This is a genomic window from Geobacillus thermocatenulatus (genome assembly GCF_002217655.1).
GTDB lineage: Bacteria > Bacillota > Bacilli > Bacillales > Anoxybacillaceae > Geobacillus > Geobacillus thermocatenulatus.
This window is the reverse complement of the sequence record NZ_NEWK01000001.1, coordinates 56485-74785: the sequence shown is the minus strand read 5'-3', so window position 1 is coordinate 74785 and position 18301 is coordinate 56485. Positions and strand designations below refer to the sequence as shown.

The 18301-nt window shown below is 51.9% G+C and carries 16 protein-coding genes; 9 read left to right on the top strand and 7 right to left on the bottom strand.

The features are described from left to right. The first annotated feature begins 89 nt into the window (after positions 1–89). The 4 genes from ald (at position 90) to B9L19_RS00405 (ending at position 3935) form a co-directional block, all read left to right on the top strand. Entirely contained in the window at positions 90–1223 is a 1134-nt protein-coding gene (ald, locus tag B9L19_RS00420; protein WP_047752467.1) for an alanine dehydrogenase, read from the top strand. 207 nt (positions 1224–1430) lie between these two features. Then, a complete protein-coding gene (locus B9L19_RS00415; RefSeq protein ID WP_047752466.1) occupies positions 1431–2030 on the top strand; it encodes a Uma2 family endonuclease in 600 nt (199 codons plus the stop codon). Positions 2031–2075: 45 nt separating this feature from the next. After that, positions 2076–2891, top strand: a complete 816-nt coding sequence (gene pdxK, locus B9L19_RS00410) for a pyridoxine/pyridoxal/pyridoxamine kinase (RefSeq protein ID WP_025949205.1) — start codon at positions 2076–2078, stop codon at positions 2889–2891. Positions 2892–3074: 183 nt separating this feature from the next. Then, positions 3075–3935 carry a carbon-nitrogen hydrolase family protein gene (locus tag B9L19_RS00405; RefSeq protein WP_025949206.1) on the top strand — a complete coding sequence of 287 codons (861 nt, stop codon included), beginning with the start codon at positions 3075–3077 and terminating at the stop codon, positions 3933–3935. 319 nt (positions 3936–4254) lie between these two features. Here B9L19_RS00405 and putP read toward each other — a convergent pair whose 3' ends face one another. Beyond that, positions 4255–5712, bottom strand: a complete 1458-nt coding sequence (putP, locus tag B9L19_RS00400; protein ID WP_047752465.1) for a sodium/proline symporter PutP — start codon at positions 5710–5712, stop codon at positions 4255–4257. Positions 5713–6100: 388 nt separating this feature from the next. Here putP and B9L19_RS00395 point away from each other — a divergent pair, with 388 nt between their 5' ends. The 3 genes from B9L19_RS00395 to B9L19_RS00385 all read left to right on the top strand — a co-directional run bounded on the left by B9L19_RS00395 (position 6101) and on the right by B9L19_RS00385 (position 8372). Continuing rightward, on the top strand, positions 6101–6925 hold the full coding sequence (locus tag B9L19_RS00395) for a basic amino acid ABC transporter substrate-binding protein (RefSeq protein ID WP_025949208.1): 825 nt from the start codon (positions 6101–6103) through the stop codon (positions 6923–6925). Between the two features lie 71 nt (positions 6926–6996). Next, complete coding sequence (locus tag B9L19_RS00390; protein ID WP_025949209.1) at positions 6997–7653, top strand: amino acid ABC transporter permease; 657 nt, start codon at positions 6997–6999, stop codon at positions 7651–7653. Then, a complete protein-coding gene (locus B9L19_RS00385) occupies positions 7650–8372 on the top strand; it encodes an amino acid ABC transporter ATP-binding protein (protein WP_025949210.1) in 723 nt (240 codons plus the stop codon). Before B9L19_RS00390 ends, B9L19_RS00385 begins: the two co-directional genes overlap by 4 nt. Positions 8373–8559: 187 nt before the next feature. Here B9L19_RS00385 and qoxD read toward each other — a convergent pair whose 3' ends face one another. The 5 genes from qoxD to B9L19_RS00360 all read right to left on the bottom strand — a co-directional run bounded on the left by qoxD (position 8560) and on the right by B9L19_RS00360 (position 13343). Continuing rightward, positions 8560–8859 (bottom strand): cytochrome aa3 quinol oxidase subunit IV, encoded by a 300-nt coding sequence (qoxD, locus tag B9L19_RS00380; RefSeq protein ID WP_025949211.1) that lies wholly within the window; start codon positions 8857–8859, stop codon positions 8560–8562. A gap of 1 nt (position 8860) precedes the next feature. After that, on the bottom strand, positions 8861–9475 hold the full coding sequence (gene qoxC / locus B9L19_RS00375; RefSeq protein WP_025949212.1) for a cytochrome aa3 quinol oxidase subunit III: 615 nt from the start codon (positions 9473–9475) through the stop codon (positions 8861–8863). Between the two features lie 3 nt (positions 9476–9478). Then, entirely contained in the window at positions 9479–11425 is a 1947-nt protein-coding gene (gene qoxB, locus B9L19_RS00370; protein ID WP_025949213.1) for a cytochrome aa3 quinol oxidase subunit I, read from the bottom strand. A gap of 17 nt (positions 11426–11442) precedes the next feature. Then, entirely contained in the window at positions 11443–12348 is a 906-nt protein-coding gene (gene qoxA / locus B9L19_RS00365) for a cytochrome aa3 quinol oxidase subunit II (protein WP_033024080.1), read from the bottom strand. A 251-nt stretch (positions 12349–12599) separates the two neighbouring features. Then, positions 12600–13343, bottom strand: a complete 744-nt coding sequence (locus tag B9L19_RS00360) for a TrmH family RNA methyltransferase (protein WP_025949215.1) — start codon at positions 13341–13343, stop codon at positions 12600–12602. A 231-nt stretch (positions 13344–13574) separates the two neighbouring features. On the opposite strand from B9L19_RS00360, the gene B9L19_RS00355 reads away from it, so the two are divergent. After that, positions 13575–14963 carry an amino acid permease gene (locus B9L19_RS00355; RefSeq protein WP_025949216.1) on the top strand — a complete coding sequence of 463 codons (1389 nt, stop codon included), beginning with the start codon at positions 13575–13577 and terminating at the stop codon, positions 14961–14963. Between the two features lie 148 nt (positions 14964–15111). On the opposite strand, the gene B9L19_RS00350 is transcribed toward B9L19_RS00355, so the two are convergent. Then, positions 15112–16491, bottom strand: a complete 1380-nt coding sequence (locus B9L19_RS00350) for an ATP-binding protein (protein WP_089113809.1) — start codon at positions 16489–16491, stop codon at positions 15112–15114. Positions 16492–16674: 183 nt separating this feature from the next. On the opposite strand from B9L19_RS00350, the gene B9L19_RS00340 reads away from it, so the two are divergent. Continuing rightward, on the top strand, positions 16675–18201 hold the full coding sequence (locus B9L19_RS00340) for an FAD-dependent oxidoreductase (RefSeq protein WP_047752462.1): 1527 nt from the start codon (positions 16675–16677) through the stop codon (positions 18199–18201). Positions 18202–18301 lie beyond the last annotated feature (100 nt).

Genomic DNA, 18301 nt, shown 5'->3' with positions numbered 1-18301 from the left:
CTTCTTTCTCTTTTTTGAACAATGCCCGGCCCGTTCCGTCTCTTTTATACTATAAGTAAGGCCACTTTTGATGAGGAGGAACCATATTCATGATCATTGGAGTGCCAAAGGAAATCAAAAATAACGAAAACCGTGTCGCCATTACGCCGGCTGGCGTTTTGTCATTCGTTCAGGCAGGACATACGGTGCTCATTGAGAAAGAGGCAGGGGTTGGAAGCGGTTTCAACGACAGCGATTACGCCCGCGCCGGAGCACAAATCATCGAGCGGGCGGAAGATGTGTGGGCGCAAGCCGATATGGTGATGAAAGTGAAAGAGCCGCTGCCAAGCGAATACGGCTATTTCCGCCCAGGTCTCATTTTGTTCACCTATTTGCATTTGGCCGCCGACCCGGAGTTGACGCGCGCCTTAAAAGAAAGCGGCGTTATCGCTATCGCCTATGAAACCGTGCAAGTCGGCCGCACGCTGCCGCTGTTGACGCCGATGAGCGAAGTCGCCGGACGGATGGCGGCGCAAATCGGGGCGCAATTTTTGGAAAAGCCGTACGGCGGCAAAGGCATTTTGCTTGGCGGCGTCCCTGGCGTCGCCCGCGGCAAAGTGACGATCATCGGCGGCGGGGTCGTCGGCACGAACGCAGCGAAAGTCGCGGTCGGCCTCGGGGCAGATGTCACGATTATCGACTTGAACGCGGATCGCCTGCGCGAGCTTGACGACATTTTCGGCAACCAAATTACGACGCTCATGTCCAACCCAATGAACATCGCCGAAGCAGTCGCAGAAGCCGACCTTGTCATCGGCGCCGTCCTCATCCCGGGAGCGCGGGCGCCGAAACTCGTCACCGAGGACATGGTGAAAGCGATGAAACCGGGTTCGGTCATCGTCGATGTCGCCATCGACCAAGGGGGCATCGTCGAGACAAGCGACCACGTCACGACGCACGACGACCCGACGTATGTCAAACACGGCGTCGTCCATTATGCGGTCGCCAACATGCCTGGAGCCGTTCCGCGCACCTCGACGATCGCCTTGACGAACGTCACGATGCCATACGCCTTGCAAATCGCCAACAAAGGCGTCATCCAAGCCATTACAGACACCCCAGCGCTTGAGCTTGGCGTCAACGTCGCCAACGGCGAAATCACGTACGAAGCCGTCGCCCGCGACCTCGGCTACCGCTACGTCCCGGCCCGCGAAGCGCTCGGGAAAACGTTGGCCGCCAACTAACCATGAGGGACACGACCGACAACGCGCGCTGCCGGCCGCCTGTTCATCATTGTCCATTGCCATGATCGCCCGCTCATAGCGGGCGGCTTTTTTTATCGTCCTAAACCGACAAGGCCGCCATTTCTACAAGTGAGCGTAGGCGGCGGGAGTATGTCACCCATTGCGTTATGCCAAATCATTTTCGTTCGGCAAAGCGGCCAGTGTATAATGAAAATAGAAACCTGGAAAGAAGGTGATTTCGTGAACGTTCCGGGAAAACAGGCGGTATCGCTTGAAGAATTTTATCGCATGCGGGAAACAACCGATCGTATTTTAGAATATATTGATGGCGCTGTGTTGATGTCTCCCTCCCCTTCGACCCAGCACCAACGCCTATCGGGACGGCTGCACGTCCAACTGTTCCATTTTTTAGAAGGAAAGCCGTGCGAAGTGTTTCATGCCCCTTTTGATATCGAACTAAAGAACGAACGAATCGAAGGCAAGAAAATTGTCGTCCCTGATTTAACTGTGATCTGCGATCGAAGCGGATTAACAGACAGCAAATTTGTCGGCGTCCCAACGTTGATCATGGAAATTTTAAGTCCTTCCAACCAGGCGTATGATCTCGTGTTCAAATTGAACCTATATATGCAATACGGAGTCCGTGAATATTGGATCGTGAACCCGATGCACTCTGTTGTGCAAGTCTACTCGCTCAATGACGATGGACAATATGAACAGGCCGGTGTCTGGAAAGAAACCGGCATGGCCTGTTCACGTGTGCTGGATGGCTTTTCTGTTGATGTGGAACAACTATTTCGTCCTTGAGGGCGGCTTCATGATATCATCTTGTGGAACAAAGGAGTGATGACAATGACGATGCCCAAAGCATTAACGATCGCTGGCTCGGACAGCAGCGGCGGCGCCGGGCTGCAGGCGGACTTGAAAACATTCCAAGAGCTTGGCGTATACGGCATGACGGCGATCACGACGATCGTCGCCATGGATCCGCACAACCGTTGGGCGCATCAAGTGTTTCCTGTCGACCTCGCGACGATCGAAGCCCAGCTTGAGACGATCATCGTCGGCGTTGGCATCGACGCCTTCAAAACGGGGATGCTGCCGACGACGGACATCATTGAACTGACCGCGCGGATGATTGAAAAACATGGTTTGAAAAATGCGGTCGTCGATCCGGTTATGGTGTGCAAAGGGACAGATGAGCCGCTCCACCCGGAAAATACGGTGTGCTACCGGGAAACGCTTGTGCCCAAAGCAACCGTCGTGACGCCGAACTTGTTTGAGGCGGCGCAGCTAGCCGGCCTGCCGCGCATTGAAACGGTTGAAGACATGAAAGAAGCGGCCGGGCGCATTCATGAGCTCGGAGCTCAATATGTGATCGTCAAAGGCGGGCGGAAAATTCCGCACGACTATGCAGTTGACGTCCTTTATGACGGCAAAACGTTCGAGCTGCTTGAGTCGGAACGGATTGACACGACGTATACGCATGGCGCCGGCTGCACATTCTCAGCCGCCATCGCCGCTGAACTGGCGAAAGGCCGGCTGGTGAAAGACGCCATTGCGACGGCCAAAGCGTTCATCACCGCCGCCATTCGCCATTCGTTCCCGTTAAACGAATACGTCGGCCCGACGCATCACGGCGCATACCGACGCTATGAAGGAAAGTAAGCAACGTTTCAATCCTTGTCTTTTTTCACAAGACAGCCCGCTCCCGGAGCAATAGCGCTAGCTTCTCTTGCAAGACACAGAACGGCGTGCCCATGCCTAAAAAATGGATGCACAGGACGGGCTTGGCCATAATCAAATAGGCATTATGCGCCCCGACAACATGGAGAAAGGAGAGTGCCGCCATTGCGCGTATCCGCTGTCCAATATCATTTGCATACGATCCGTTCGTTTGACGAATTTGCCGCGCAAGTGACGCATTACGTCAAAACGGCACAAGAGTTTGACGCCGAGTTTGTCTTGTTCCCAGAATTTTTCACGACCCAATTGCTTTCCATTCCACTTGATGACGGACGGCAAGCGACGATTGATGACTTGGCGAATTATACCGAAAAATACACCGAGCTGTTTGTGTCGCTCGCCAAAGACACGGGCATGTATTTGATCGGCGGCACGCATGTCATCCGCGAAAACGGCAAGCTGTACAATGTCGCCCACTTGTTTGCGCCGGACGGAACGATCCATCGCCAGGCGAAGCTGCACATCACCCCGACCGAGGCCAACGAATGGAACATCGCCCCGGGCGACAGACTGCACGTCTTTGAAACGGACAAAGCGACGATCGCCATTTTGACGTGCTATGACATCGAGTTTCCGGAAATCGTTCGCCTGGCGCGCGCCAAAGGGGCAGACGTCATCTTCTGTCCGTCGTGCACCGACGATCGGCACGGGTTTTACCGCGTACGGTATTGCTGCCACGCGCGGGCGGTCGAAAACGAAGTGTATGTCGTCACAACCGGCACGGTCGGCTCGCTTCCGACGGTCGACTTTATGCGCGCCAACTTCGGACAGGCGGCCGTCATCACGCCAAACGACATCCCGTTCCCGCAAGGCGGCGTCCTTGCGGCGGGCGAGATCAACAGCGACATGGCCATTACCGCTGACCTTGACTTGTCGCTTCTTCGCAAAGTGCGGGAAAAAGGATCGGTCGCGACATGGCGCGACCGGCGCACTGATCTGTATCCGGACTGGAACACGATGGCGTAACATCGGCGGCCCTTTGCCCCAACCCCGGGCGGGGGCGCCGAGGGATGTCTGCGGCCGGACTAAAAGGGCGCGGCGCCGCGACATGTGTTGGCATCCAGACCAAAGCGGGGTGCAGCACCCCTTTGTCCCGGCTTAAAGCTGATCATGGCGGCACCGCCACAACACTGCCATCGCCCAGCCGAAACAGCACGGCGACGCGACGACACGGTGAGGCGGTCGGGCAGATTGCGAAGCCGCAACAACGCCTATATTAATGAAGGACAACATGCCGATCATGACAACAGGGTGTCCCCACCGAGGAACACCCTGTTCATTTCGCTTATGACAGCGACTTCTTAAACTGATCAAACTGTTCCGCCACTTTCCCTTCCGGCGCTTTTGTCAACAAGCTTACAACGACAATAGCGGCGAGGCTCGCAGCGAAGCCCGGGATCATCTCATACAACAGCCCTTTCAAATACTCCGACTGCGTCCACAAAATGACCGTTGCCGCCCCGGCGACCATGCCGGCGAGCGCCCCCCATTTCGTCATCCGCCGCCAGCATAAGCTAAGCAAAATGACGGGGCCAAACGATGCGCCAAACCCAGCCCACGCATAGCCGACCAAGTTTAAAATGGTGTCGTTTTTCGTATACGCCAGCGCTGTCGCGACAATGGCGACAAGGAGCACCGACAAACGCCCGACGAAGACAAGCTCCTTATCCGAAGCCGCGCGGCGGAACACGACTTTATACAAATCTTCGGTCAGCGAGCTCGAGGTGACGAGCAGCTGGGATGAAATGGTGCTCATAATCGCCGCTAAAATCGCCGCCAGCAAAAACCCGGTAATAATCGGATGGAACAAAATGTGCCCGAGTTGAATAAACACCGTTTCCGGATCATCAAGCTTCATGCCGCGTTGCGAAAAGTAAGCGATTCCAAAAAGACCGGTCAACATCGCCCCGACAACGGAGAAAATCATCCAACCCATGCCGATGCGACGGGCGCTTTTCATTTCTTTGACCGACTTAATCGCCATAAAGCGGACAATAATGTGCGGCTGGCCGAAATACCCAAGCCCCCAGGCGAATAACGAAATGAGGCCAAGAAAACTTGTTCCTTTCCATAAGTTCAACAAGTTGGGATCGATGTCGCGGATCGTCTCCATCGTATCCACTGGCCCGCCTGTATGGAACAGCGTCACCACCGGCACCAGAATCAACGCGATGAACATAATCGTCCCTTGGACAAAGTCCGTCCAGCTGACGGCCAAAAAGCCGCCAAACAGCGTGTAAGCGACGACAACGCCGCCGACGATCCACAATCCCGTATGGTAGCTGACACCAAACGAGTTTTCAAACAGAACGCCCCCTGAAACAAGGCCGGACGATACATAAAACGTGAAAAAGACCATAATGACAATGCCGGATGCCATCCGCAACAATTTCGACGCATCGCCGAAGCGGTTTTCGAAGAACTCTGGAATCGTAATCGAGTCGTTTGCCACTTCTGTATAGACGCGCAAGCGCGGCGCAACGAACAACCAGTTTGCATAAGCGCCAAGCGTCAAGCCGATGACGATCCATGCGGCGCTCACCCCATCGACATACATCGCCCCCGGCAGCCCCATGAGCAGCCAGCCGCTCATGTCGGAAGCCCCGGCGCTGAGCGCCGTCACCGCCGGGCCGAGCGTCCGGCCGCCAAGCATATAATCGGACAAATTCGACGTCCGTTTATACGCCCAATAGCCAATCCAAAGCATGCCAACTAAGTAGACAATGACAGAAAATAAAACCATGTCATATTCCCCTTCCTTTGTTGTCTTGTCACCTGACACTATTATCATAACGGAACAAATAATTACAATAGTATTTATTTTTTTCCAAATCCGATAAAATAAAAGAATTGAAAATAAAGATGTACAACACACCCCCTTTCTGATATAATATTTAGTAAATTCAGAATGATCAATAACCGAAACTCCCTTTCATAAACATTATTTCATAAAAATTCAATGCCCTTTTCTTTATTAGGATCAATCCATTGATAAAATACACATTTTCCTATTAAGGAGTGAATGCCAAAATGTTCAAACCATTATTTTTATAAAATCTATTGCATAACCAGAAAAATATTGATAGTATGATAATCGTTCATCGACAATGATTTCAAAGGGGGATTTGCACATGCTTAACATGAAGAAAGGTTTATTCGTGGCTGTTGTTGCCGCATTGCTGATGGCGCTCGCTGCCTGCGGCGGCAAGTCAACGGAAACAAGCTCGTCGTCGAGCGGCGGTGGGGAAGCAACAAAGAAAAAAGTGGTTGTCGGAACCGATGCGGCGTTTGCGCCATTTGAATATATGCAAAAAGGGAAAATTGTTGGGTTTGACGTCGACCTTTTGGATGCGGTCATGAAAGAAGCCGGTTTGGATTATGAATTAAAAAACATCGGCTGGGATCCGCTGTTCGCTTCGCTGCAAAGCAAAGAGGTTGATATGGGGATTTCTGGAATTACGATTACAGATGAACGGAAGCAATCGTATGACTTTTCTGATCCATATTTTGAAGCAACGCAAGTCATCTTAGTTAAACAAGGCAGCCCCGTGAAAACAGCTCTTGATTTAAAAGGGAAAACGATCGGCGTGCAAAATGCGACAACCGGTCAAGAAGCAGCGGAAAAACTTTTTGGGAAAGGCCCTCATATTAAAAAATTCGAAACGACGGTCGTTGCCATTATGGAGCTTTTAAACGGCGGCGTTGATGCTGTGATCACCGACAATGCAGTGGCGAACGAATACGTCAAAAACAATCCTAATAAAAAACTGCAAGTCATTGAGGACTCGAAAAACTTCGCTTCAGAATATTATGGTATGATTTTCCCAAAAAACAGCGAATTGAAAGCCAAAGTGGACGAAGCATTAAAAAACGTCATCAACAGCGGCAAATACACCCAAATTTATCAAAAATGGTTTGGAAAAGAACCGAAGCTTGACCGTTTAAAACAACAATAGGCGTGCAAACCAAGAAAATGCGTAACTACCCGCAAGTTACGCATTTTTCGTAGAGAAAGGTGTTGAGAGCGATGGATTTTCGTTTTGATATTATTGCGGAATACGCCCCTTACTTTTTCCAAGGTTTGCTGGCGACAATCGGCGTTTCATTGGCCGGCATCATTTTCGGCCTCATTTTAGGGCTGTTCATCGGCCTTGGCAGAATGTCATCCAAATGGATTGTCCGTTTGCCATTTTCATGGTACATTAACTTTTTCCGCGGTACGCCGCTTGTCGTGCAAATTTTGCTCGTCCATTTCGGCGTCATGCCTCTCTTTTTCGCTCAACCCAATGGCCTTGTATCACTAGCGGTCTCTCTTTCGCTCAATTCAGCGGCATACGTAGCAGAGATTTTCCGCGCCGGCATCCAGTCCATCGACAAAGGGCAAATGGAAGCCGCCCGTTCGCTTGGCATGACGCATGCGCAAGCCATGCGCTACATTATTTTGCCGCAGGCGTTAAAACGCATGATCCCCCCGTTTGCCAACGAATTTATCGTCCTGATCAAAGATTCGTCGCTCGGGATGGTCATCGCCGCTCCGGAAATCATGTATTGGGGGAAAGCGGCCGCGGGTGAGTATTACCGCGTTTGGGAGCCATATTTAACGGTGGCGTTCATCTATTTGCTCTTAACGCTTTCGTTAAGCAAACTGTCACACTATCTTGAAAGGAAGTATTCGACCCAATGATCGACGTACGCCAGTTGAAAAAATCGTTCGGTTCGCTCCAGGTTTTAAAAGGAATCGATGCCCATATTCGCGAAGGAGAAGTCGTGGTCGTCATCGGCCCGTCCGGCTCGGGGAAATCGACGTTTTTGCGCTGCTTAAACTTGCTTGAAGATTTCGATGAAGGGGAAATTATCATTGACGGCATCAACTTAAAAGCGAAAGACACGAACTTAAACAAAGTGCGTGAAGAAGTGGGCATGGTGTTCCAGCGCTTTAACTTGTTTCCGCATATGACGGTGCTGAACAATATCACGCTGGCGCCGATGAAAGTGCGCAAATGGCCGCGTGAAAAAGCGGAAGCAAAAGCGATGGAGCTGCTCGCCAAAGTCGGGCTGAAAGACAAAGCGCATGCCTACCCGGACTCCCTCTCCGGCGGACAGGCGCAGCGCGTTGCCATCGCCCGGGCGCTCGCTATGGAACCAAAAATCATGCTGTTTGACGAGCCGACATCAGCGCTCGACCCGGAAATGGTCGGGGAAGTGCTCTCGGTCATGAAGCAGCTGGCCAATGAAGGGATGACGATGGTTGTCGTCACCCATGAAATGGGCTTTGCCCGCGAAGTTGGCGACCGCGTCCTGTTTATGGACGGCGGCTACATTATCGAAGAAGGCAAGCCGGAAGATTTGTTCGACCGCCCACAGCACGAGCGGACGAAAGCGTTTTTATCAAAAGTGCTGTAAAAAATCGTCTTGCCTGTTCGAGGCAAGACGACTTTTTTAGGCACATATCATGCCCCCTATAATGCAACCATGTTGCCTCTCCATCTCTTCAATGTTCCGTCAACGGCTCCCCCATTTCAGGCATCTATGACACCACAAAAGCCCTTCTGAACATAAAAAGCCGGCCGAATCCCCGGCCAGCCTCGCTTTACAACACAAACTGCATCACCCAAATCGAACCAGCGACAACGACAACAGCAATAAAGAAGCTGTATACCATGTTGAACGTTTGCACTTTGCCGCTGTCGCTTTCGTTGACGTGCATAAACATAAACAGCTGCAAGCTCGCTTGGATGATCGCGAACAAGACGATGATGACGATCACGGCTTTAAGCGGCAGCCCAGACGAGAGCGCCACCCAAAGAGCCGCAAACGTCAAGACGAGCGACAACAAAAACCCAATGATATGTTTCCACGGAAATGATTCGTGATGGCCATTTGCGCCCATGTTAGATCACCATCCCTAACAAATAGACGAGCGTGAAGATGAAAATCCAAACGACGTCTAAAAAGTGCCAATACAAACTGACGATAAACACTTTGCGCGCTGTTTTGGCCGTCAAACCGCGCTGGAGGAGCTGGATGATGATCAAAATCATCCAGCCAATTCCTACACTGACGTGGGCGCCGTGCGTGCCGACGAGCACGAAAAAGCTTGATAAAAACGCGCTCGTCTGCATCGTCGCTCCTTCATGGACATAATGGATGAACTCGCGAATTTCAAACGTAATAAACCCGGCGCCGAGCAAAAGCGTCACGAGCAGCCAGGCAATCAGCCCGCTCATGCGGCCGCGGCGCATTTCAAAAATGGCCAGCCCGCACGTAAAGCTGCTCGTTAACAGCAGCAACGTTTCAATGAGAACATCTTTTACCTCAAACAGCTCGCCTGCCGTCGGCCCCGAACCGGTTCGTTGGAACAAAACGAGATACGTCGCAAATAGCGTCGCAAACAAGGCGACTTCCGCCCCGAGGAAAATCCAAAAGCCCAATATGTTCAATCGGCTCTCTTGCGTCCGATACTCCAGCGGCAGCGTTTCCTCATAGCGATGTGCTGCTTCTCCCATTCGTTACGCCCCCTTCCGCGCCGCTCGTTCCATCCGTTTGATTTCGTCAACCGGAATATAGTAGCCATCATCGTCTTCAAATGAGCGGAGAATCAATCCAAGCACAATGAACAACGCACCAACGATAGCCAACGCAAACCATTTGAACACGAGGCCGAACCCGGCGACGAAAAACGCCACCGACATCCAAAACGGGCGTCCTGAATTGCTTGGCATGTGGATCGGCTTCAAGTCTTCTTCTTTCACGTGAAAGCCGCCATACTTTTTCTTCATCACCCAATACGCGTCCAAATCTTCGACAACCGGTGTCACCGGGAAGTTGTAATGCACCGGCGGCGACGCCGTCGCCCACTCGAGCGTCCGTCCGTTCCACGGGTCGCCGGTCATGTCGCGCTCGCCGTAGCGCGCGCTGTAATAAATGTTATAGCAAAGCACAATGAACCCGATGCCCATCAACACCGCCCCGACCGTCGCGACGACGTTGAGCGGCGTCCAGCCAAGGCCGTCCGAGTACGTGTACATGCGGCGCGTCATCCCCATCAACCCGAGGAAATACATCGGGAAGAAGCAGATGTTAAAGCCGATCATAAACAGCCAAAACGTCCACTTGCCAAGCCGCTCGTTCAAGATATGGCCGAACATTTTCGGGTACCAATAATGCAAACCGGCAAAGCAGGCGAACACCGTACCCGCAATCAACACGTAATGGAAGTGGGCAATCAGAAAATAGCTGTTATGGTATTGATAATCGGCCGCCGCCATCGCCAGCATAACCCCCGTCACGCCGCCGATGACGAAGTTCGGAATGAACGCCAGCGACCAAAGCATCGCCGTCGTAAAGCGGATTTTCCCTTTTCGGAGCGTAAACAGCCAGTTAAAAATTTTCACCCCGGTCGGGATGGCGATCGCCATCGTGGTGATCGAAAACGCCGAGTTGACTGCCGGTCCGGCGCCCATCGTAAAGAAGTGGTGCACCCAAACGATAAAGCTTAAAAACGCAATGCCGACGATCGAACCGACCATCGCCTTATAACCGAACAGCCGCTTCCCGGCAAACGTGCTGACGACTTCCGAGAAAATGCCGAACGCCGGCAAAATGACGATATACACTTCCGGATGGCCCCAAATCCAGAACAAGTTCGCCCAGAGCATCGACATGCCGCCATTGGCCATCGTGAAAAACTGCGTATCAAACAGCCGGTCAAACGTCATGAGCGCCAAGGCGACCGTCAACACCGGGAAGGCGAAAATAATGAGCACGCATGTGATGAGAATCGTCCACGTAAACATCGGCATGCGCATCAACGTCATGCCCGGCGCGCGCATTTTTAAAATCGTCACAAGGAAGTTGATCCCGGTCATCAATGTCCCGATCCCGGAAATTTGCAAGGCAACGGCATAGTAGTTGTTGCCGACGCCATGGCTGAATTCATTGCCGGCAAGCGGGAAGTACGCCGTCCAACCGGCGTCCGGCGATCCGCCGATGACGAACGAAATGTTAAACAGCAACGCACCGAAGAAAAAGAGCCAAAAGCTTAACGCATTCAAATATGGAAACGCGACGTCGCGCGCCCCGATTTGCAACGGAACGACAATGTTCATCAAACCGATGATGAACGGCATCGCCATAAACAAGATCATAATCGTCCCGTGCGTCGTAAATATTTCATTGTAATGTTGCGCGTCAAGAAACTTCATGTTCGGCGCGGTCAGCTGCGCCCGCATCAAAAGCGCATCGACGCCGCCGCGGAAGAGCATCAAAACCGCGCAAATAATGTACATGACACCAATCTTTTTATGATCCACCGTCGTGAGCCATTCGTTCCACAGCCATTTCCATTTTTTAAAATAGGTCAACACAAACACAATGCCGACCATCGTCAAGACGATGGCGACATCGGCGGCATAAATGAGCGGCTCGCCCGTGACAAAAAACTCACTCCATTTCATCTTTCACTCCCCCTTTCCTATTCGCCATGGTGATGGCTCTCTGTCATCGCTTCATCACTTTGATTCTCGTTTTTCATTGAATGGTCATTCCCATGATGGCTGTTCTGTTTTGCGTGGTCAATCCATTCTAAGTGGGTGTTCGAAAACGTCATTCGCCCAACAATCCCCGGTTTTAAAATTTGTGTATATTTTTTCTCATCGAGCTTCGGGGCGGTTTGTTTCACTTCATTTACCCATTTGCGGAAGTCCGTTCCCGTTTGGGCGACGACCTCAAACTCCATATGGGCGAACTTTTCCCCGGAAAAGTTGGCGCTCCGCCCCATGTAGGAGCCGGGCTTATCGGCTTGCAAGATCAGCTCTGTCTCCATGCCGTCCATCGCATATTTTTGTCCGCCTAGCTCCGGCACCCAAAACGAGTTCATCGGTCCGACCGAAGTCAGCTTAAACTTGACCGGCACACCGGCCGGAATATGGACGTAGTTGACCGTTTCAATGTTTTCTTCCGGATAGCTGAAAATCCATTTCCAGTTCGCCGCCGTCACATGAATCGTGATCGGTTTCACTTTCTCGGTCGGCGGCTTTTCCAACGCAAACGTCGCCTTCACTGTTGGAACAGCGAGCGCAGCGACAATCAAAATCGGAATGGCCGTCCAGACGACTTCAAGCAACGTGTTCCCTTCCTCATCCGGCGGCTCATAGCCGGCATTTTCCGGCTTCTCGCGATAACGAATGAGAAAAACGGCAAATAACGTAAATACAACAACAATAATGAACAACATAAAGCCGACAGACCACATGATCAAATCATACTGCATGCGCGCCACCGGCCCTTGCGGATTGAGCACGGCCGTGCGCTCCACACAGCCCCCAAGCAAAAACAAAAACGGCAAAACCAGCACCGCGCGCCATCTCGCCCGTTTCATCGCTATCGGTCCTCCCTCTTCCGCCCCAGCCGTTTCGGGGCCTTCCATGCATTTTCTTTTGTCTCTACCATATCAAAATTGAAAATGTTTGAAACGGATGAGCGAAAAAGTTCATAAATCAGCAAAACATTTGTCACAAACTGTTCAATCATTGTTCAACAAATCGCCACTAGTTTTCCTCGTTTAGGGAAATATTGATGAGAAAGGAGAGTTGCGGAAAAGTCCGCCATAAAACAAGACAGCTGAATTCTTTATGAAAAAGAACCCAGCTGTCCTTCGTTCGTTTGAATGGCATATCCTTGTTGCTGCAACTGCTTGCGAATGCGTGGGTTTAACGTTTGCCACATCCATTGTTCATACAACGCCTTTTTCTCTCCAGGCAATAAATAGTAGTGTCGGCCGGCCTGGCGGCGCGCCCGCTCGGTGACATCATAGAGCGCTAACGCAGCGGCGACGGAAATGTTAAAGCTTTGTACAAAGCCGTACATCGGAATGACAAACGTTCCGTCCGCCAAGCGGAGCGCCTCTTCCGACACACCGCTATGCTCGTTGCCAAACAACAGCGCTGTCGGTTGGGACAGATCGATGTTGGAAACCGGAATCGTCCCCTCACCAAGATAGCTTGCATACACTTGATACCCTTGACTTTTCAAATCGGCAATGGCCGTTTTGATATCTGGCTTATGGTGAAGCGTCAACCACTGATCTGCATAGCGCGTCACAAGCCGGTTCGGCGAAAACGGCGCCTTTCCCGTCACGATATGAACGTCTTGAACGCCAAACGCTTCAGCCGTCCGCAGCACCGCCGCTTGGTTATGCGGGTCATCGACCGCTTCGATCAAGACGGTAATATAGCGAGTGCGCTCATTCAAAACCTCATACATCCGCCGAAGCCGCCTTGGCAAAATCATTTCCCAAACCGGACGCGTCGATTCAGTGATCAGCCCTTCTTGCCGCAGCTGTTCCAAAAATGATGTCGCTTCCCGTTCTTCCACAACGCATCCCCCTTTCCAAGCGTAGCACATTCTGTGTTTCCCATTGTACAAAATGACAGGATGCCAAGGCAATTTATGTATTTTTAAATACTATTCAGATTATTAAATATATAATAACTTGAAAACATTGCTCATTTACAACCTCTTTATCTATCGGTTAGTATTATAATGTAAGCGCTTCAAAAATACTTTTTCAAAAAATATTATTTATTATCAAAAGGGGGAGAAACAATGGAGCAAAAACAGCCGCAATTGCATCGAGGCTTAGAAGAACGGCATATCTCGCTCATGTCGCTCGGTGCGGCGATCGGCGTCGGCTTATTCCTCGGTTCGGCGTCTGCGATTGAAATGGCCGGGCCGGCGATTTTGCTCGGCTATGCCGTCAGCGGCGCCATTATGTTTTTCATCATGCGCGCGCTGGGGGAAATGGCAGTCGAACACCCGGTCGCTGGTTCGTTCAGCCGCTATGCTTATCAATATTTAGGTCCGCTCGCTGGCTACTTGACAGGCTGGAATTATTGGTTTTTATGGGTGGTCACATGCATCGCTGAAATTACGGCTGTCGGCATTTACATGCAGTTTTGGTTCCCGGACACGCCTCGTTGGGCGTGGGCGCTTGCCGCGCTAGTGCTCATGACGTTCATCAACTTTCTCGCGGTAAAAGCGTACGGGGAGTTTGAATTTTGGTTTGCGTTAATCAAAATCGTGACGATCGTCGCCATGATCATCATCGGCCTTGGCATGATCCTCTTTGGCATCGGCAACGGCGGCGTCGCCACCGGCATCCACAATCTTTGGGGACACGGCGGCTTCTTCCCACACGGGATCAGCGGCGTTTTGATGTCGCTGCAAATGGTCATGTTTGCGTATTTAGGCATCGAAATGATTGGCGTAACGGCTGGGGAAGTGAAAAACCCGCAAAAATCGTTGACAAAAGCGATTAACAGCGTCTTTTGGCGCATTTTGATCTTCTATGTCGGCGCACTGTTTGTCATCATGTCCATTTATCCTTGGAACGAAATTGGCGAAAAGGGAAGCCCGTTCGTACTGACGTTTGAAAAAATCGGGATTCACGCCGCGGCTGGCATCATCAACTTTGTCGTCTTGACCGCCGCCTTGTCGTCGTGCAACAGCGGCATTTTCAGCACGAGCCGGATGCTGTTCAACCTCGCTGAACAGCAAGAAGCGCCGAGCGCATTCGGCCGGCTGACAAAGCGCGGCATTCCGGGCGCGGCCTTGATCGCCACTGCGCTTGTCATGCTTGTCGGCGTCTATTTAAACTACGTATCGGAAAAAGTGTTCCAATGGGTGACAAGCATCGCCACATTCGGCGCCATTTGGACGTGGGCGGTAATTTTGCTGTCCCAGCTGAAATTCCGCAAACAGTTGAGCGCAGAACAAGCACAACGTCTCACGTTCAAACTTCCGCTTTATCCGTACAGCTCATACGTGTCGCTTGCCTTTTTGATCGGCGTTGCCGCCCTAATGGCGTATTTCCCGGATACGCGCATCGCCTTGATCATCGGCCCAGCCTGGCTGCTGCTTTTGACGGCCGTATACTTCGCCAAAGGAATGCATCGTCGCCAGCATGGCCAAGCCGAAGAAAAGCAAGCTGGATGATAAGTCCGATCAAAAGAAAGGGTGTCCCCATCCTTGCGGGACACCCTCTTTATAAAACAAAAAACAGGAAATGTGCAATCGCAGACGCCATCCTTCCGATCGGTGTATTTCCGTTTGGATCATGACTCGCTTTCACCCTCCAATCCTTTCATTCATCAACCGCTATGTAGGCTTGGCGCGGATGATTGGGCTGATCCGGGTATTTTAAGCGGATTTTCCCTTCCTCCAACAGCTTTCCTAAATAATTGTTGCGCAATCCATCCGGCGTCCGTTCGAGCAGCTCTGCCAGCTCTTTCAGGCGCAGCGGCCGCTCGCGGCATAACCGAACGATCAATTGTTCCATGACCGCTGGAGCCAACCGTTTTTTTCGCCGTGCCAATTCTGCCATCTTCCATAGCCGTTCGTCGATCGTTTCCCCTTTTTCGTTGCTGTCATGCATACGGATGTCGTTGTTTACGGAGCTAAGCAAGCTATTTACGAACTCCAGCTCTTTATTTATAGAGTTCGACGTTCTATTTACGGAGTTAGGCTCGTTTTTTATGGAGTTCGACCCGCTATTTACGGAGTTTTTGGTTATATTTACGGAGTTTTCTTCATTGTTAACGGAGTTGGTGTCTATACTTACGAAGCTTAGTTCGTTAGTTATGAAGCTCTCGGTTTCCTGTCCGCTGCCCGGATCCATCCATTCGGGTTCCAGCTGTTCCAGCTGTCCAGCCGGTTCTGTTTCCATTGTTGGGCTCATTTCAGCTGGAAATGGCAGCGGACACAACACAACGATTGTACGGTCTGGATTCGTTTGCTGCGAGATATCGATCGGGCAAGCAAGCGCCTGTTCCTGCATATCGCACATTCTCTTGAGGCCCGATCCCGCGCGTTTGCATACGTCGATCAGCAAAAACATTTTAAAAATATTCGGGTTGCGCAAATTGCTCGTATGCCCCGCCATTGCCGCTTCAATCGGAATGCGAAACCGTCCCGGGTTGGCAAAGCGAAATGAACGATCCTCCTTTTCGACGGTGATGCCGCCTTCCTCCCCATAATCGGCATGAACGATGGCATTCGCAAGCGCCTCACCAAGCAGAGCGCGCCCTTCATCCGGCCAAACGTGACGCTCCAGCTCAGCCAACACGCGAAAATAAAAATCGTAAATGTTGCCCGACCATGTGCCGTCTTGTGAAGTGAACCGCTTCGTCCATCCTGCCGCTTCACCGTCAACGTGCTCTCGATATTCCAAAAAGTATTGCGGCAGCACCTCGGTGATGATCCGCTCCTCACTGAACATCAACAATCCCGCGAGCGTCAGTCCTTCTTTGCTGCTGTCGCGCAGCTTGCCCCACGCGCCGATTTTGTATAAAAATTCTTTTGTCTCGAGCCCGTTCCACGGATGGCCCGGTTTCACCCGAGCAAACCGCTCGCGGTAATGGCCGACGGTCTCGAAATTGAGCTCACTTAAGCTGTAATGCTCTAAAATCAGGCTGTCTGCCAGCGCATGGGAGCGTTCATGAAACGAATTTGTATATTTATTCACTCCCGATCTTCCTTTGACGTTATTTTTGCAAAACAGTTTGATTCTCTTTTTCTATTGTACCATCTTTCCTTCTCCTTGCGGATAGTTGCCAAAAAAAGAAAACGGTTGTGGATATGTGGAATAGTTCGCCCGATAAAAGGAAAACTACAGAAGACAACATTGACATGCAAGGAGGAGGTCATCATGTCGTCCCTTCCTTCCACCGTAGAGCCTTACTGGCGCGACTCCGTTTCGCTTCCGTCGTTTCCGAAGCTCGATGCGGACATTTCCGTCGACGTCGCAGTCATCGGCGGCGGCATTTCCGGGATTACAACAGCGTATTTACTGGCGACGCAAGGTGTGCGCGTCGCCCTTCTCGAAGCAGACCGGCTGTTGAACGGAACGACCGGCCATACGACAGCGAAAATCACCGCCCAGCACGATCTCGTCTATGATGAATTTCTCAACCATTTCGGTGCAGAAAAGGCACGGCACTATTATGACGCCTGCATGGACGCACTCCAGTTTATCCGCCGCACGATCGAAGAACAACAAATCGACTGCGACTTTTGCGAGCAAGATGCCTATCTTTACACGACGTCTTCCTCATCTTTCCAAAAACTAGTGAAAGAATGGGAAGCGTACGAACGGCTCGGTATTGACGGCGCCTTCGTTGAGTCGATCCCGCTCCCGCTGCCGGTGGCGGCAGCGGTCGTGATGAAGAGGCAGGCGCAATTTCATCCGCTCAAATATTTGGCCAAACTCGTCGATTCGATCACACAGGCTGGCAGCGCCATTTACGAACACACACCAGCGGCCGATATTGAACAAGGAAAAAGGATGACAGTCATTACGCGAGACAAAAAACGGGTTGAGTGCGACCATGTCGCCGTCTGTTCTCACTTTCCGTTTTACGACGGCGGTTTTTACTTTTCGCGCATGTACGCTGAACGGTCGTACGTATTGGGAGTGACGATCACGGAACCGTACCCGGGCGGCATGTATTTAAGCGTCGATGAACCGAAACGCTCGATCCGCTCCGCAGCGGCAGGCAGCGAGACGCTTATCCTAATTGGCGGCGAAAACCATAAAACCGGCCAAGGCGTACCGACGATGCGTCATTACGAGGCGCTGTCCTCGTTCGCTTCGCAGCTGTTTACGGTGAACGACATCCGTTACCGTTGGTCCGCCCAAGATTTGACGACGCTGGACAAAGTACCGTACATCGGCCCGATGACGGCAGACACGCCGAACATTTATGTCGCGACAGGGTACCGGAAGTGGGGGATGACAAACGGGACGGTCGCCGGGATGCTTTTGTCTGACCTCATCCTCGACCGCGACAACCGATACCGCGACTTGTACTCCCCGTCGCGCTTTTACGCTGATCCAAGCATGAAGCAGTTTTTCACGACAAACCTTGACGTCGCCAAACATTTGCTGGAGGGAAAGATCGAACCGGTTGTCCGCCGGCCGCAAGATTTGGCGCATGGTGAAGGGGCGGTTGTCTCGGTCAACGGAAAGCGGGCTGGCGCCTATAAGGACGAAGCCGGGGGGCTCCATGTCGTCGACACGACGTGCACCCATATGGGTTGCGAGCTGGAGTGGAACAGCGGCGACCGGACATGGGACTGCCCGTGTCATGGCTCGCGCTTCTCGATCGATGGCGATGTGATCGAAGGACCGGCGAAACAGCCGCTCGCGCGCATTGAACTTGATGACGCGAAGTGACGCGCTGACGCAGGACGGCGGCGCGTGTAGAACATCGTCACAATCGACATGTCGACCTTGAGTTCCAATGGGGGTTGGGAACGTATGTTCCTAACCTCTT